Origin of the sequence: Streptomyces avidinii, assembly GCF_014650695.1 — a bacterium.
Classification (GTDB): Bacteria; Actinomycetota; Actinomycetes; order Streptomycetales; family Streptomycetaceae; genus Streptomyces; species Streptomyces avidinii.
In genome coordinates, this window is sequence record NZ_BMVL01000012.1 from 188,103 (window position 1) to 203,510 (window position 15,408).

Consider the following 15,408-nt stretch of genomic DNA (forward strand, 5'->3'; position numbering starts at 1 on the left):
GGGTGCGGCGACGGCACATCCGGGGAACTTGGCGCAAACACGCGTCAACAATGCGTATCCGACACGTGAACCCGATGTGCGCCGGAAGCTGACCCGCGAGTATCGTCCTCACCTGCGCTACCGCCGCTGGGTGGGTGCGCGAACCGCTTTTCGATGCCGGAGGGCCCCACGTTGTTCCGTACGAAGCTCATCAAAGCCACTGTCGGACCGGTCATGCGCATGATGTTCCGCACCCGCGTGGAGGGCATCGAGAACATCCCCGGCTCCGGACCGGTGATTCTGGCGGGCAACCACCTCACCTTCATCGACTCCATGATCCTGCCGCTGGTGTGCGACCGCACGGTCCACTTCATCGGCAAGGACGAGTACGTGACCGGCAAGGGGATCAAGGGCCGCGCCATGGCCTGGTTCTTCACCGGCTCCGGCATGATCCCCGTCGACCGTGACGGTGCGAACGGCGGCGTCGCGGCCCTGATGACCGGTCGCCGCATCCTCGAAGAGGGCAAGATCTTCGGTATCTACCCCGAGGGCACCCGCTCCCCCGACGGCCGGCTCTACCGCGGCCGCACCGGTATCGCCCGCCTGACCCTGATGACCGGCGCCCCCGTGGTGCCGTTCGCGATGATCGGCACCGACAAGCTCCAGCCCGGCGGCGCCGGCATGCCGCGCCCGGGCCGGGTCACCGTCCGCTTCGGCGAGCCGATGGAGTTCTCCCGCTACGAGGGCATGGACCGCGACCGCTACGTGCTGCGCGCCGTCACCGACTCGGTGATGGCCGAGGTCATGCGCCTCTCGGGCCAGGAGTACGTCGACATGTACGCGACCAAGGCGAAGGCCGCCTGAGCCGGGCCGCTCCTACTGTCGCTGGAGTGACCGGCTGACGCCCGCCGCCGTGGTGGTGGCGAGGATCCAGCCGGTCACGATCAGCAGGTACGACAGCCACTGGTGCCAGCCGCCCGGTGCGAAGGCCGCCTCCTGGCCGAAACTGACGATCGGCACCATCAGGTCGATCGTGTAGAACAGCGCGTTGAAGTCCGGCGCCTCCCCCGCCTTCAGGGCGCGCGGCGGGTCGATCCCGTAGGCGAGCGTCCCGGTCATCAACAGTGCCAGCAGCCACCCCGCCGCGCGCAGCGGCCGGAACCCGTAGCCGACGGTGGCGTCCTGGAGCAGCCCCCACACCCGGGCGGGCCGGGGCAGTGTGCGCCGGTGCCGGCGCAGCTTCGCGAGCTGGACGGTCCGGGCCGCGGCCTCGTCGCCCGCCGTCCGGTACGCCGCCGTGAGCTGTTCGTAGGCGTACGTGAGGTATCCGGATTCCTCCCGCTCCAGCGCGGGCAGTCGCTGCTCGGCCGGCAGGTGGGGGGCGAGGGTGCGGTAGGTGAGGCCGTCGATGGCGATCCGCGCGGGCCACGCCTGCGGATCGATGTGGAGCAGGTCGAGGGTGGAGCGGCGCAGGTTCACATCGCCCCGGATCCGATCGCACCGGCGCAGCCACAGCTCGCCGATCGCACAGCTGGAGGCGCGCAGAGCGGTCCCGCCGGTGTTGGCGAGGTCGGCGCGGCTGAGGTTGGCCTGGCCCGGTATGCGGGAGCCGGTGAGGTTGACCATGCCCCGGGCCTTGAGCCGGTGCGCGCGCAGGTCGGTGCCGACGGTCAGGTTCTCGGCGTGCAGGGCGATGGCGCCCGGCGCGAGCAGCCGGGCGCGGTCGAGCTGGATCTGGCCGCCGACCGTGGCGCCGTTGAGGCGGAGCTGGCCGTGCACGGTCAGGTCGTTCGCGATGATGTCGGTGTCGACCTCGACGTGGTTGAGCTGGAGCGGCGGCTCGTCCGCCTCCTCGCCGCTCGTGGGGCCGATCACGGCCCCCTGGAGGAAGATACCCCCGGATATTTTGGAGCCCTGCAGGCGTACGGGTCCGGCGATCCGGCAGCAGGAGAGCCGCAGGACCACGTCGACGCGCAGTGTGGAGGCGGTCAGGCCGGGCAGCGTGGAGTCGGCGAGGACCAGGGCGCGCAACTGGGCCCCGTACATCAGGGGCTTGCGCTCGAACCAGCAGTCGCGCAGTCGCATGGGGTGGTCGATGACGGCGTAGCGCAGGTCGAGCTTGCCCACGATCTTCGCGCCCTTGACCTTGAGCCCGGGGACCCGGCCCTCCACGGCGGGACAGGCTCCCAGCAGGACGGCCCGCAGCACCTCGGCGCGCAGGGTGCGCTCGGCACCCCAGTCGGCGCCGTCGACGGAGCTCTCCTCGGGCGCGACGTGGAAGTCGACCCCGTCGCCGCGCGGGAAGGCCTCCCAGACGCGGCGTTCGGCCGGGGTCAGATCGTTGATCTCCATCGCCGGGATGGTGTCCCGCGGCCGGACGGACTGTCAACTCGGCCGGGGACATCATCGTTTGGCGTTGCCTCAGTGCTCGACGCCCTCTTGGAGCCGCTGGCCCTTCAGCAGGAACCAGGCGGCCACGGCGGTGGCCAGCAGTACGGCCGCGCCGACGCCGGAGGCGAGTCGCAGCCCGTCCACGAAGGCGTCCTGGGCGGCGCCGACCATCACCTGGGCGGTGTGCGGATCCAGCGCCTTGGCCGCCTCGACGGCCCCGCCGAGGGATTCGTGCGCGGCGTCGGCGACCGGGCCCGCGACGGAGGCCGGGGCGGTGAAGCTCTGGTAGACGCCGGTGACGATGGAGCCGAGCAGGGCGATGCCGAGGGCCGCGCCGAGTTCGTAGGCCGTCTCGGAGACAGCGGAGGCCGAACCGGCCTGCTCCTTGGGCACGCTGGAGAGGATGACGTCGGCGGTGACGGTGAAGGAGAATCCGGCGCCGAGGCCGACGACGAGCAGGGCCGCGCCGAGCAGCGGGTAGCCGCTCTCCTTGTGGATCAGGGTCAGGACGCCGAGGGCCAGGCCGATGGCGCCGAGGCCGCCCGCCACGACGGTCCGTACCGAGTACCGGCGGGCGTACCGGCCCGCGAGCAGGCCGGTGACCACCGCGCCGATGGCGGCGGGCAGTTCGGCGAGGCCGGCCTCCAGCGGGTCGCGGCCCTGGACGAGCTGCAGGAACTGGGAGAGGAAGAAGACCAGTCCGGAGAGGCCGAAGACGGTGAGCAGGTCGGCGAGGACCGCGCCGGAGAAGCCGCGGTGCTTGAAGAGCCGCATGTCGAGCAGCGGCGACGGCAGGCTGAACTGGCGGCGTACGAAGGCGTACAGGGCTCCGGCACCGACTGCCGCGGTGACCGCGACCTCCCAGGTGATGCCGTGGGTGGCGACCTCCTTGACGGCGTAGACCACGCCGATCACGCCGACGAGGGAGAGGCAGACGCTGACGAGGTCCCAGGGACCGGCGACCGGGTTCTTGGATTCGGGAAGGAGCTTGATTCCGACGACGACCAGGGCGATCATCACGGGGAGGTTGATCAGGAAGACCGATCCCCACCAGAAGTGCTGGAGCAGCGCTCCGCCGACGACCGGGCCGACGGCCGCGCCGGCCGAGGCGGTGGCGCCCCAGATGCCGATCGCGAGGCTGCGCTCCTTGGGGTCGTGGAAGATGTTGCGGATCAGGGCCAGGGTGGACGGCATCAGGGTCGCACCGGCCACGCCGAGCAGGGCCCGGGCGACGATCATCATCTCGGGGCTGGTCGCGTAGGCGTTGAGCACCGACACGGCACCGAATGCGGCGGCGCCGGTGAGCAGCAGCTTCTTCCGGCCTATTCGGTCACCGAGGCTGCCCATGGAGACCAGGAGCCCGGCGATGACGAAGGAGTAGATGTCGCCGATCCACAGCAGCTGGGTGCCGGACGGCTTGAGGTCCTCGGAGAGCGCGGGGGTGGCGAGGCCGAGTACGGTCGCGTCGACGGCGACCAGCAGCACGGCGAGCACCAGCACGCTCAGGGCGAGCCAGCGGCCGCGGCTCTTGGTCTCCGTCCCGATAGGGCTGGTCAGCTGCTGGGTCGTGCTCATTTCTCCACACTCCGTCGGGCGCCACCGAGCAACAGCTCGATGATCATGTACTGGAAGTCCTTGGCGGCCACCCGGCCGTCCATCACGGCCCAGGCGCAGGTGCCGACGAGGCCGTAGAGGGCCTCGGTGAGCCATGCCGCGCTCAGGTCGATCCGGATGTCGCCCTCTTCCTGGCCGCGCCGGAAGAGCGCGCCGACGCGGGCGTCGAGCCGGGCCCATCCCTCGTTGACCTCGTCGCCCTCGAACAGCTGGTTCTCGGTGACGAGGAAGGCCAGCAGCTGGGCGTTGGGCTCGGCCTCGGCGACGAGGCGTCTGAGTGCCTCCACCGCCGTGCCCTCGTCGAGGCGGGCGTTGTCGAAGGCCACCTCGAACTCCCGGATGCCGAGGTCTTCGAGGGCCCGTACGAGGGCGTCGCGGCCGGCGAAGTGCCGGTGGAGGGTCGCGCGCCCGATTCCGGCGGCACGGGCGACCTCGTCCATCGTGGCGGTCGACTTGCGGGAAAGCAGGGCGGCCGCATCGCGGAGCACCTGGTCACGATCCATGGCCATGAGACAAGCATACCCCGAATGAGACGCCCATGTCTCATTCCTGGTCGAAAATGAGCTGCCCGAGGGCAATCCTGCCCCGATGAAGCCACTGCTGCTGATCGACGTCGACGGACCACTGAACCCCTACGCGGCCAAGGCACAGCGCCGCCCCGAGGGGTACCGCACCCACCGGATGCGCCCGACGGGCTGGACCGAGGCCGAGCGCGCCAAGCCGCTGCGCGTCTGGCTCAATCACGACCACGGGGCGGAGCTGCTCGCCCTCGCGGACGCCTACGAGCTGGTCTGGGCCACCACCTGGAAGGGCGAGGCCAACGACTGGATAGGCCCCCACCTGGGGCTGCCCCGGCTGCCGTTCATCGACTGGCCGGTGATGCACGGCCGGGCACCCCGCGGCACGTTCTGGAAGACCCAGTACATCCTCGGCTACGCGGGCGAGCGACCCTTCGCCTGGATCGACGACGACATCACGGCAATGGACCGCGAGTACGTCGACCGGCGCCATCCGGCACAGGCCCTGCTGATGCGCATCGACGAGCGGATCGGGCTGGTCCGCGAGGATTTCGACGCCCTGGCCGCATGGGCCGCACCGTAGCCGGATGACTACATTTGGTGATTCGATCATCACTACCCGTGTCCGGCGGGCTGATGCGGACTGTGATCATTTGGAGTGACTGCGCCCCGGGAGCCTTCCCCGGCCGACCCCGGACCCGGGAGTCTGCTCTCCAGTGAGCCCTTACCCGGGGCGGGGCCGTCTGCCTGTAACGCCAAAGGGGCGGTGGGAGCCGGCGCCGGCTCCCACCGCCCCTGCGGGCACGGCGGCGGACTACTGCTTGTGGGCCGCCCATGCGTGCTGGATGACCAGATCGGCCTTCAGTTCGGTGAGCTGGATCGCGACCGCCGACGGGGCGGTGCCGCCCCGGCCGCTCCGCGAAGCCAGGGCGCCCTTGACGTTGAGGACCGTCCGGACCTCGGGGGTCAGGTGCTCGGAGATCTTCACGAACTGCTCGTCCGTCAACTGGTCGAGCTCGATGCCCTCGCCCTCGCAGACCTTGACGCACTCACCGGCCACCTCGTGGGCCACCCGGAACGGCACGCCCTGCTTGACCAGCCACTCGGCGATGTCGGTGGCGAGCGAGAAGCCCGCCGGAGCCAGCTCCTCCATCCGCTCCCGGTTGACCGTGAGGGTCGCCATCATGCCGGTGAAGGCCGGCAGCAGGACCTCAAGGGTGTCGCAGGAGTCGAAGACCGGCTCCTTGTCCTCCTGGAGGTCCCGGTTGTACGCGAGGGGCAGCGCCTTGAGGGTCGCGAGGAGGCCCGTCAGGTTGCCGATGAGCCGGCCCGACTTGCCGCGCGCCAGCTCGGCGATGTCCGGGTTCTTCTTCTGCGGCATGATCGACGACCCGGTCGAGAAGGCGTCGTGCAGGGTCACGAAGGAGAACTCCTTCGTGTTCCAGATGATGATCTCCTCCGCGATCCGGGACAGGTTGATCCCGATCATCGCGGTGATGAAGGCGAACTCGGCCACGAAGTCGCGCGAGGCCGTGCCGTCGATCGAGTTGCCGACCGAGCCCCGCTCGAAGCCCAGGTCGGCCGCGACCTGCTCCGGGTCCAGACCCAGCGAGGACCCGGCCAGGGCGCCCGAGCCGTACGGGGACACCGCGGTCCGGGTGTCCCACTGGCGCAGCCGCTCCGCGTCCCGCGAAAGGGACTGCACGTGGGCCAGTACGTGGTGGGCGAAGAGCACCGGCTGCGCGTGCTGGAGGTGGGTCCGGCCCGGCATCGCCACGTCGTGGTGGGTCTCGGCGAGGCCGACCAGCGCGTCCTGGAGGTCCGCGATCAGGCCGCCGATGATCCGGCCGTGGTCGCGCAGGTACATCCGGAAGAGGGTGGCCACCTGGTCGTTGCGGGACCGGCCGGCGCGCAGCTTGCCGCCGAGTTCGGCGCCGAGCCGCTCCAGCAGACCGCGCTCCAGGGCGGTGTGCACGTCCTCGTCGGCGACGGTGCCGGTGAAGGAGCCGTCGGCCACGTCGGCCTCCAGCCGGTCCAGTCCGGCGATCATGCGGTCGAGCTCTTCGGCCGTGAGCAGGCCGGCCTTGTGGAGCACGCGGGCGTGGGCGCGGGAGCCGGCGATGTCGTACGGCGCGAGCCGCCAGTCGAAGTGGACCGACGCCGACAGCAGGGCCAGCGCCTCCGAAGGACCGTCGGCGAACCGGCCGCCCCAGAGCCGGACGTCACCCTTGTTGCTGCTCACAGCTACTGCTCCTCAAGACTGCATGGCTTTGACTGCGTGTAAGGCTCCGACGCCCTGGAGGGCTTCGGATGTGCAACCGCCTCCCCGCCGCGGAGGTAACGGGGAGGCGGTCTTGACTGCGGGTCGGTCAGGCGAGGTCGCGGCGGGCCGCGATCTTCGAGGAGAGGCCGAAGATCTCGATGAAGCCCTGGGCCTTGGATTGGTCGAAGGTGTCGCCCGAGTCGTAGGTCGCGAGGTTGAAGTCGTACAGCGACTCGTCCGACTTCCGGCCGGTGACGACGGCGCGGCCACCGTGCAGGGTCATCCGGATGTCACCGGTGACGTGCTGGTTGGCCTCGTTGATGAAGCCGTCCAGGGCCCGCTTGAGCGGGGAGAACCACAGGCCGTCGTAGACCATCTCGCCCCAGCGCTGCTCGACCTGCCGCTTGTAGCGGGCCAGCTCGCGCTCGACGGTGACGTTCTCCAGCTCCTGATGGGCCGTGATGAGCGCGATCGCGCCCGGGGCCTCGTACACCTCACGGGACTTGATGCCCACGAGACGGTCCTCGACGATGTCGATCCGGCCGATGCCCTGCGCTCCGGCGCGGTCGTTGAGCTGCTGGATGGCCTGGAGCACGGTGACGGACTTGCCGTCGATGGCGACCGGGACGCCCTCCTTGAAGGAGATGACGACCTCGTCGGGCTCACGCGGCAGCGCCGGGTTCGAGGTGTACTCGTAGATGTCCTCGATCGGGGCGTTCCAGATGTCCTCCAGGAAGCCCGTCTCGACGGCGCGCCCGAAGACGTTCTGGTCGATGGAGTACGGGGACTTCTTGGTGGTCGCGATCGGGAGCTGCTTCTCCTCGCAGAAGGCGATCGCCTTGTCCCGGGTCATCGCGTAGTCGCGGACCGGGGCGATGCACTTGAGGTCCGGGGCGAGGGCGACGATGCCCGCCTCGAAGCGGACCTGGTCGTTGCCCTTGCCGGTGCAGCCGTGGGCGACGGTCGTGGCGCCGTGCTTCTTGGCGGCGGCGACCAGGTGCTTGACGATGGCCGGCCGGGAGAGCGCCGAGACCAGCGGGTACCGGTCCATGTAGAGGGCGTTGGCCTTGATCGCCGGGAGGCAGTACTCGTTGGCGAACTCGTCCGAGGCGTCGGCGACCTCGGCCTCGACCGCACCGCAGTCGAGCGCGCGCTTGCGGATGACGTCCAGGTCCTCGCCGCCCTGGCCGACGTCCACGGCAACGGCGATGACCTCGGCGCCCGTCTCCTCGGCGATCCAGCCGATGGCGACGGAGGTGTCCAGGCCGCCCGAGTAGGCGAGTACGACGCGCTCGGTCACGGGTTTCTCCTTACGGTGCATTCAACGACAGGCATAACTATGCACTACTCCGTATGTTTCGTCAATCGGCGCCGTGGGCGCACCCTGCGCAGCGCCCGGCCATACCGCTTGACCTGCTGATATATGGGAGGCGGAGCGGCAGCCCGATTGCCTACGATCAACATCGGACGTCACGGGGAGGACGCATGGACACGGACACGACGACGGAGATCCCACCACCCGGGAGCCCGGCGACCGCCTGGATCGCCTTCGACCACGCCGTCCGGGACGTCCACTACTGGTCGTACGCGAGCCCCCTCGGCGCGCCGCCGGCCGTGCGGCTCTGCCACACCGACGGCCGGATCCGCGAGGCGGCCCTGCGGGCGCCGGAGCCGCTGCCCGAGCTCGTCGCGATCCGCTGCGCGGACTGGGTACCGGCCGTACGGAAACAGGCCCGGCGGGTACTGACCGCTGCCCTCGCCGAGGACCCCGCGGGCACCCTGCGCCGGCTGACCCCGCTCGTCCTGCGGCTCGGCCGGCGCGAGCAGGGCGCATGGGCGCTGGAGCGCTTCGAGGCCGTACTGAACGAGGCCCCGGCCCTCCTCGACGAGCTGCGCGCGAGCGAGGACCCGCCGACCCGGCGGTTCGCCGCGCGACTGACCGTCGGCGCCGGGCTGCTGGACGTACGGGAGCTGGCCGCCCTGGCCGCCGGCGAGCCGGACCCGCCGACCAGCGGGCTGTGGACGGACGCGACGCTGGCCGCCCTGGCCGCCGACGGCCCGGACGACGAGGCGATCGACGCCCTGCTCGGCGCGCACGGCGCGATGGTCCGCTCCGCCGGGGTCACCGCCCTGCGCGGGGCCGGCCGGACCGCCGAGGCCGCGGGCCACCTCGCCGACCGCTCCGGGCTGGTCCGGGCCTGCGCCCGCTGGCTGGTCCGCCAGGACGGTGGCGACCCGTACCCGCTGTGCCGCGCGGCGCTGACCGACCCCGCACGCGTGAGCCCGTACGCGGTGACCGCTTTCGCCGAGTGCGCGCGCCGCGAGGACGCGCCGGTGCTGCGCGCCCTGCTGGCGCACCCCGCCGGCCAGGTGCGGGCCGCGGCCGTGGGCGGACTGCGCCTGCTGGACACCACCGACATCGAGCTGCTGCGACCGCTGCTGGACGACCCCTCGCCGGCGGTGGCCCGCGAGGCCGCCCGGAGCCTGAGCGGCTCCGCCGCACGGCTGTCCGTCGACCGGCTGATGGCCCGCATCGCGCCCGAGCGGCCTGCGCACACCCGCCGGGCGGCCTACCGGCTGCTGTTCGCGCGCGGCGGGGTCGCCGGACTGCGCGCCTCCGTGCAGTTGCTGACGGACCGTGACCCGGCCCTACGGGCGATCTCCGCGCAGCGGATCCAGAGCATGTGGTCCCCGTACCGGACGCCGGACCTGCCGCAGGGTGACCCGGAGGTCGGCGCCCTCCTGGACGGGTGCACACACCTGTTCAGCGATTACGTCATGCGGCGGATGCGCGCCTCGCTCGGGCTGCCGGTCGCGCCCCGTACCGTCTGACGTGTGCTGCGTACCGCTCTCGTCACCGGCGTGACTCTCGTCGCGGCCCTGCTCCCGCACGGCCCCGCGCCCCTGCCCGCCCGTCTCGCCGACACCGGGGGCGGCAGTCAGCTGATCACCGCCGTCGCGCCCGCGCCCGGATCCACCACCGGCCGGGTGATCTGGTGGGAGCGGTGGGCGGGGCGCTGGCACGAGGCGGGGAGCGCTCCCGCCCGCTTCGGCGCGAACGGCCTCACCGAGGGGACGACCCGGACCCAGGGCACCAACACCACGCCCACGGGCCTGTACGAACTTCCCTACGCCTTCGGGATCCGCCGGGCACCGGCCGGCACGGGCCCCGCGTACCGGCGGGTGAGCGCCGACTCCTGGTGGTGCCAGGACAACGCGTCCGCCCAGTACAACCGCTGGGTCGAGCCGCTGCCGGCGGACTGCGCGCCGGGCGAGGCCGAGCACCTGGTGACGTACGAGAAGCAGTACGCGCACGCGCTGGTCATCGGCTTCAACTACGACCGGCCCGTGCGCGGCCGGGGCGCCGGGATCTTCCTGCACGTCAACGGCAAGGGCGCGACGGCCGGTTGCGTGTCCGTGCCGGAGCGGGCCATGCGGGCGATCCTGCGCTGGGCGGACCCGGGCCGGCGCCCGCACATCGCGATCGGCACGGAGTCCGGGGACCTGGCCGTGACCCGGTACTGAGCCGGGGCCCTGCCGGATCCTGCCGGATCCGGCAGGGACAGCCCTCAGCTCTCCTTCTGCGCCAGACGCAGCAGGTGGTCGGCGAGGGCCTGACCGCCCGCCGGATCCCGGCTGATCAGCATCAGGGTGTCGTCGCCCGCGATGGTGCCGAGGATGGCACGGAGTTCGGCCTGGTCGATCGCCGAGGCGAGGAACTGCGCGGCACCCGGCGGGGTGCGCAGGACCACGAGGTTGGCGGAGGCCTCCGCCGAGATCAGCAGCTCCCCGGAGAGGCGCCGCATGCGCTCCTCCTTCGCGGACTCGCCGAGCGGGGCCTGCGGGGTGCGGAAGCCGCCCTCGCTGGGTACCGCGTAGATCAGCTCGCCGCCGGTGTTGCGGATCTTCACCGCGCCCAGCTCGTCGAGGTCGCGCGAGAGCGTCGCCTGGGTGACGCTCAGCCCGTCGTCGGCGAGCAGCTTGGCCAGCTGGCTCTGGGAGCGGACCGGCTGCCGGTTGAGGATGTCCACGATCCGGCGGTGACGCGCGGTGCGGGTCTGCGGGACGGCCTGGCCGCCTTGCTCGTTGTCCTGCGCCTGACTCATCGTCGTCTCATTCTCCGGATCCGTCCCCGCCTGCTGCGTCAAGGATGCCGGGCAGGGCCCGGACGAACGCGTCCGCCTCGGCCTCGGTGAGTACGTACGGGGGCATGAGCCGTACGACGTCGGGGGCGGGCGCGTTGACCAGGAAGCCGGCGTCCTGAGCCGCCTGCTGCACCTGGGCGGCGAGCGGCTCGGTCAGCACGATACCCAGCAGTAGTCCCGAGCCCCGGACGTGGGAGACCAGGGCGTGGCCCGCGGCCTCGATCCCGGAGCGCAGCCGCTCCCCGCGGGCCTTGACCTGGTCGAGCAGCCCGCCCGTGGCGATCGTGTCGATCACCGCGAGGCCGGCGGCACAGGCGACCGGGTTCCCGCCGAAGGTGGTGCCGTGCTGGCCCGGCCGGAGCAGGTCGGCCACGGGGCCGAAGGCGGCCACCGCGCCGATGGGCAGACCGCCGCCCAGCCCCTTGGCGAGGGTGACGATGTCGGGCTCGACGTCCTCGTGGGCCTGGTGCTCGAACCACTGGCCGCACCGGCCGATGCCGGTCTGGACCTCGTCGAGGACGAGCAGGGTGCCGGTGGCGCGGGTGATCTCGCGGGCGGCCGTCAGGTACCCGGCGGGGGGCACGACGACGCCGTTCTCGCCCTGGATGGGCTCGATGACGACGAGCGCGGTCTCCTCGGTGACGGCGGCCCGCAGGGCCTCCACGTCACCGAACGGGACGTGCGTGACATCGCCCGGCAGCGGCCGGAAGGGCTCCTGCTTCTTGGGCTGGCCGGTGAGCGCGAGGGCGCCCATGGTCCGGCCGTGGAAGCCGCCGTCGGTCGCGACCATGTGGGTCCGCCCGGTCAGCCGACCGATCTTGAAGGCGGCTTCGATGGACTCGGCGCCCGAGTTGCAGAAGAAGACCTTGCCGGGGCGGCCGAAGAGCTGGAGCAGCCGCTCGCCGAGCGCGACGACCGGCTCGGAGATGAAGAGGTTCGAGACGTGGCCGAGCGTGGAGATCTGCTCGGTCACGGCCGCCACGATCGCCGGGTGGGCGTGGCCGAGGGCGTTGACCGCGATGCCGCCGACGAAGTCGGTGTACTGCTTGCCGTCGGCGTCCCAGACCTGGGCGCCCTCGCCGCGCACGAGCGCGACCGCGGGGGTGCCGTAGTTGTCGGTCAGCGCTTCCCGCCAGCGCGCGCCGTACTCCTGGTTGCCGGTGCCCTTCGTCATTCTGTTCCCCCTGACTGGTGGTCGGGCACGACCATCGTGCCGATGCCGGAGTCCGTGAAGATCTCCAGCAGGATCGAGTGCTGGACCCGTCCGTCGAGCACGCGGGCGGTGTTCACGCCGTTGCGTACGGCGTGCAGGCAGCCCTCCATCTTGGGCACCATGCCGCTGGACAGCTCGGGCAGCAGCTTCTCCAGCTCGCTGACGGTGAGCTTGCTGATGACCTCGTCGCTGTTCGGCCAGTCCGCGTACAGGCCTTCGACGTCGGTGAGGACCATCAGCGTCTCGGCGCCGAGCGCGGCCGCCAGCGCCGCGGCCGCCGTGTCGGCGTTGACGTTGTAGACGTGGTGGTCGTCGGCGCTGCCCGCGATGGAGGAGATGACCGGGATCCGGCCGTCCGCCAGCAGGGCCTCGATCGCGCCGGTGTCGATGGAGGTGATCTCCCCGACCCGGCCGATGTCGATGACCTCGCCGCCGATCTCCGGGCTGTGCTTGGTCGCGATGATGGTGCGGGCGTCCTCGCCGGTCATGCCGACCGCGAGCGGCCCGTGCTGGTTGAGCAGTCCGACCAGCTCGCGCTGGACGTGGCCCGCCAGGACCATGCGTACGACGTCCATGGCCTCCGGGGTGGTCACGCGCAGGCCGGCCTTGAACTCGCTGACCAGGCCCTGCTTGTCGAGCTGGGCGTTGATCTGGGGGCCGCCGCCGTGCACGACGACCGGCTTGAGGCCGGCCTGCCGCAGGAAGACCACGTCCTGGGCGAAGGCCGCCTTGAGGTCCTCGTCGATCATGGCGTTGCCGCCGAACTTGATGACGACGATCTTGCCGTTGTGGCGGGTGAGCCACGGCAGGGCCTCGATGAGGATCTGCGCCTTGGGCAGGGCGGTGTGCTTGCGGGCGGTGCCGCCGGAGGTGCCGGGCTGGCCGGCCTTCTCGTCGCTCATGAGGAGTACGCGCTGTTCTCGTGGACGTAGTCGGCGGTCAGGTCGTTGGCCCAGATGACGGCGGATTCGCTGCCGTTGGCGAGGTCGGCGGTGATGCGGACCTCGCGGTCCTTCATCGAGACCAGGTCGCGGTCCTCGCCGACCGATCCGTTCCTGCAGACCCAGATGCCGTTGATGGCGACGTTCAGCCGGTCGGGGTCGAAGCCGGCCTCGGTCGTGCCGATCGCGGAGAGCACCCGGCCCCAGTTCGGGTCCTCGCCGTGGATGGCGCACTTGAGCAGGTTGTTGCGGGCGATGGAGCGGCCGACCTCGACCGCGTCGTCCTCGCTCGCCGCGCCGATGACCTCGATGCGGATGTCCTTGCTGGCGCCCTCGGCATCGCCGATGAGCTGGCGGGCCAGGTCGTCGCAGACCGTGCGCACGGCCTCGGCGAATTCCTCGTACGCCGGCACCTGGCCGGAGGCACCGGAGGCGAGCAGCAGCACGGTGTCGTTGGTCGACATGCAACCGTCGGAGTCGACCCGGTCGAAGGTGGTGCGGGTGGCGGCACGCAGCGCCTTGTCCAGGGTGGCGCTGTCCAGGTCGGCGTCGGTGGTGATGACGACGAGCATGGTGGCGAGGCCCGGGGCGAGCATGCCCGCGCCCTTGGCCATGCCGCCGACGGTCCAGCCGGCCCGGGAGGCGGTGGCCGTCTTGTGGACGGTGTCGGTGGTCTTGATGGCGATGGCGGCGGCCTCGCCGCCGTCCGCGGACAGGGCGGCGGCTGCGGTCTCGACGCCGGGGAGCAGCTTGTCCATGGGGAGCAGGACGCCGATCAGGCCGGTGGAGGCGACCGCGATCTCCCCGGCGTTGGAGTCGCCGCCGAGGACCTGCGCGACCTTCTCCGCCGTGGCGTGGGTGTCCTGGAAGCCCTTGGGGCCGGTGCAGGCGTTGGCGCCACCGGAGTTGAGGACGACCGCGCTGACCGTCCCGCCCCGCAGGACCTGCTCGGACCAGTGCACGGGGGCGGCCTTGACGCGGTTGGAGGTGAACACGCCCGCGGCGGCCAGACGCGGCCCGTTGTTGACCACCAGGGCCAGGTCGGGGTTGCCGTTGGCCTTGATTCCGGCGGCGATGCCGGCTGCCGTGAATCCCTGTGCTGCCGTGACACTCACGGTGCGACTCCGATCGTCGAAAGCCCGAGCTGCTCGGGGAGCCCGAGGGCGATGTTCATGCTCTGCACCGCGCCGCCGGCGGTGCCCTTGGTCAGGTTGTCGATGGCGCTGACGGCGATGATCCGCCCGGCGGACTCGTCGTAGGCGACCTGGACGTGGACCGCGTTGGAACCGTGGACGGATTTGGTGGACGGCATCCGGCCCTCGGGCAGCAGGTGCACGAAGGGTTCGTCGGCGTACGCCTTCTCGTAGGCGGCGCGCAGCGATTCGGCGGTGGTGCCGGGGAGCGCCTTGGCCGAGCAGGTGGCGAGGATCCCGCGGGCCATGGGCACGAGGGTCGGCGTGAACGAGACGCGGACGCGCTCTCCCGCGAGCGGGCTCAGGTTCTGCACCATCTCGGGCGTGTGGCGGTGTCCGCCGCCCACGCCGTAGGGGGTCACCGAGCCCATCACCTCGGCGCCGAGCAGGTGCGGCTTGAGGGCCTTGCCCGCGCCGGAGGTTCCGGTGGCGGCGACGATCACGGCCTCGGGCTCGGCGAGGCCGCCCTGATAGGCGGGGAAGAGCGCGAGGGAGACGGCGGTGGGGAAGCAGCCGGGGACGGCGATGCGCTTGGTGCCCGCCAGTGCCTCGCGGGCGCCGGGCAGTTCGGGGAGCCCGTACGGCCAGGTACCGGCGTGCGGGGCGCCGTAGAAGGCGTCCCAGTCGGCCGAGTCCTTGAGCCGGTGGTCGGCGCCCATGTCGACGACGAGGACCTCGTCGCCGAGCTCGGCGGCCACGGCGGCGGACTGGCCGTGCGGGAGGGCGAGGAAGACGACATCGTGGCCGGCGAGGACCTCGGGGGTGGTCGCCTCCAGGGTGCGTCCCGCGAGCGGCACGAGGTGGGGTTGCAGGGAACCGAGGAGCTGTCCGGCGTTGGAGTTGCCCGTCAGGGCGCCGATCTCGACCTCGGGGTGCGAGAGCAGGAGGCGCAGGGCTTCTCCGCCCGCGTACCCGCTCGCTCCGGCCACCGCTACACGTACCACCATCGGACCCTCCTCATCGATGGCATGACTATACGTACTTACGCACGTTTATGCAATGCACTTGATCGCGGCGGGAGGGGCTCGCCGAAGAAGCGGGCGCTCGCGGCACCCGCAGGAAAATATGTAGCAGGAAAGAGTGCGCTCCGACGTCGATTCCGCCGCTTGCGCCGGTCCTGGCCCCCTCGACGAGACGGATGTGGACCCCGG

Annotated in this window: 14 protein-coding genes; 4 read left to right on the forward strand and 10 right to left on the reverse strand. The window is 71.4% G+C overall.

All coding sequences use genetic code 11. The annotated features are described in order from the left end of the window. Window positions 1–153 precede the first annotated feature (153 nt). Entirely contained in the window at window positions 154–843 is a 690-nt protein-coding gene (locus IE257_RS28240; protein WP_189972696.1) for a lysophospholipid acyltransferase family protein, read from the forward strand. Window positions 844–855: 12 nt separating this feature from the next. Here IE257_RS28240 and IE257_RS28245 read toward each other — a convergent pair whose 3' ends face one another. The 3 genes from IE257_RS28245 to IE257_RS28255 all read right to left on the reverse strand — a co-directional run bounded on the left by IE257_RS28245 (window position 856) and on the right by IE257_RS28255 (window position 4,493). Beyond that, complete coding sequence (locus IE257_RS28245) at window positions 856–2,331, reverse strand: membrane-associated oxidoreductase (protein WP_189972697.1); 1,476 nt, start codon at window positions 2,329–2,331, stop codon at window positions 856–858. A 69-nt stretch (window positions 2,332–2,400) separates the two neighbouring features. Further along, a complete protein-coding gene (locus IE257_RS28250; protein ID WP_189972698.1) occupies window positions 2,401–3,945 on the reverse strand; it encodes an MFS transporter in 1,545 nt (514 codons plus the stop codon). Continuing rightward, window positions 3,942–4,493 (reverse strand): TetR/AcrR family transcriptional regulator, encoded by a 552-nt coding sequence (locus IE257_RS28255; protein WP_189972699.1) that lies wholly within the window; start codon window positions 4,491–4,493, stop codon window positions 3,942–3,944. Before IE257_RS28255 ends, IE257_RS28250 begins: the two co-directional genes overlap by 4 nt. 79 nt (window positions 4,494–4,572) lie before the next feature. Between IE257_RS28255 and IE257_RS28260 the strand changes: the two genes are divergently transcribed. Then, on the forward strand, window positions 4,573–5,085 hold the full coding sequence (locus IE257_RS28260) for an HAD domain-containing protein (RefSeq protein ID WP_189972700.1): 513 nt from the start codon (window positions 4,573–4,575) through the stop codon (window positions 5,083–5,085). 231 nt (window positions 5,086–5,316) lie between these two features. Here IE257_RS28260 and argH read toward each other — a convergent pair whose 3' ends face one another. Together argH and IE257_RS28270 are read right to left on the reverse strand one after the other, a co-directional pair. Further along, window positions 5,317–6,744, reverse strand: a complete 1,428-nt coding sequence (argH, locus tag IE257_RS28265) for an argininosuccinate lyase (RefSeq protein WP_189972701.1) — start codon at window positions 6,742–6,744, stop codon at window positions 5,317–5,319. A gap of 127 nt (window positions 6,745–6,871) precedes the next feature. Continuing rightward, window positions 6,872–8,065, reverse strand: a complete 1,194-nt coding sequence (locus IE257_RS28270; protein WP_189972702.1) for an argininosuccinate synthase — start codon at window positions 8,063–8,065, stop codon at window positions 6,872–6,874. Window positions 8,066–8,250: 185 nt separating this feature from the next. Here IE257_RS28270 and IE257_RS28275 point away from each other — a divergent pair, with 185 nt between their 5' ends. Next, a complete protein-coding gene (locus IE257_RS28275) occupies window positions 8,251–9,597 on the forward strand; it encodes a HEAT repeat domain-containing protein (RefSeq protein ID WP_189972703.1) in 1,347 nt (448 codons plus the stop codon). Between the two features lie 6 nt (window positions 9,598–9,603). Continuing rightward, the gene (locus IE257_RS28280; RefSeq protein ID WP_189972744.1) at window positions 9,604–10,290 is read left to right on the forward strand and encodes a L,D-transpeptidase family protein; all 687 of its coding nucleotides are present in this window, start codon (window positions 9,604–9,606) and stop codon (window positions 10,288–10,290) included. Between the two features lie 44 nt (window positions 10,291–10,334). On the opposite strand, the gene IE257_RS28285 is transcribed toward IE257_RS28280, so the two are convergent. From IE257_RS28285 to argC, 5 genes are read right to left on the reverse strand one after another with little or no spacing between them, the layout of a single operon-like run. Continuing rightward, a complete protein-coding gene (locus tag IE257_RS28285) occupies window positions 10,335–10,871 on the reverse strand; it encodes an arginine repressor (protein ID WP_030010023.1) in 537 nt (178 codons plus the stop codon). Between the two features lie 7 nt (window positions 10,872–10,878). Then, window positions 10,879–12,084, reverse strand: a complete 1,206-nt coding sequence (locus IE257_RS28290; protein WP_189972704.1) for an acetylornithine transaminase — start codon at window positions 12,082–12,084, stop codon at window positions 10,879–10,881. Next, window positions 12,081–13,025, reverse strand: coding sequence for an acetylglutamate kinase (gene argB, locus IE257_RS28295; protein ID WP_189972705.1), 945 nt, complete (start codon window positions 13,023–13,025; stop codon window positions 12,081–12,083). Before argB ends, IE257_RS28290 begins: the two co-directional genes overlap by 4 nt. Next, window positions 13,022–14,179 (reverse strand): bifunctional glutamate N-acetyltransferase/amino-acid acetyltransferase ArgJ, encoded by a 1,158-nt coding sequence (gene argJ / locus IE257_RS28300; RefSeq protein WP_189972706.1) that lies wholly within the window; start codon window positions 14,177–14,179, stop codon window positions 13,022–13,024. Before argJ ends, argB begins: the two co-directional genes overlap by 4 nt. Beyond that, a complete protein-coding gene (gene argC / locus IE257_RS28305; RefSeq protein WP_189972707.1) occupies window positions 14,176–15,204 on the reverse strand; it encodes an N-acetyl-gamma-glutamyl-phosphate reductase in 1,029 nt (342 codons plus the stop codon). The genes argJ and argC overlap by 4 nt, the downstream gene beginning before the upstream one ends. Window positions 15,205–15,408: the final 204 nt, after the last annotated feature.

Excerpts from the sequence above, each read along its gene's own strand:
- IE257_RS28240 (WP_189972696.1), top strand. The coding sequence starts at position 154 with ATGCCGGAGGGCCCCACGTTGTTCCGTACGAAGCTCATCAAAGCCACT.
- IE257_RS28245 (WP_189972697.1), bottom strand. The coding sequence starts at position 2,331 with ATGGAGATCAACGATCTGACCCCGGCCGAACGCCGCGTCTGGGAGGCC.
- IE257_RS28250 (WP_189972698.1), bottom strand. The coding sequence starts at position 3,945 with ATGAGCACGACCCAGCAGCTGACCAGCCCTATCGGGACGGAGACCAAG.
- IE257_RS28255 (WP_189972699.1), bottom strand. The coding sequence starts at position 4,493 with ATGGCCATGGATCGTGACCAGGTGCTCCGCGATGCGGCCGCCCTGCTT.
- IE257_RS28260 (WP_189972700.1), top strand. The coding sequence starts at position 4,573 with ATGAAGCCACTGCTGCTGATCGACGTCGACGGACCACTGAACCCCTAC.
- IE257_RS28275 (WP_189972703.1), top strand. The coding sequence starts at position 8,251 with ATGGACACGGACACGACGACGGAGATCCCACCACCCGGGAGCCCGGCG.
- IE257_RS28285 (WP_030010023.1), bottom strand. The coding sequence starts at position 10,871 with ATGAGTCAGGCGCAGGACAACGAGCAAGGCGGCCAGGCCGTCCCGCAG.
- IE257_RS28290 (WP_189972704.1), bottom strand. The coding sequence starts at position 12,084 with ATGACGAAGGGCACCGGCAACCAGGAGTACGGCGCGCGCTGGCGGGAA.
- argB (WP_189972705.1), bottom strand. The coding sequence starts at position 13,025 with ATGAGCGACGAGAAGGCCGGCCAGCCCGGCACCTCCGGCGGCACCGCC.
- argC (WP_189972707.1), bottom strand. The coding sequence starts at position 15,204 with ATGGTGGTACGTGTAGCGGTGGCCGGAGCGAGCGGGTACGCGGGCGGA.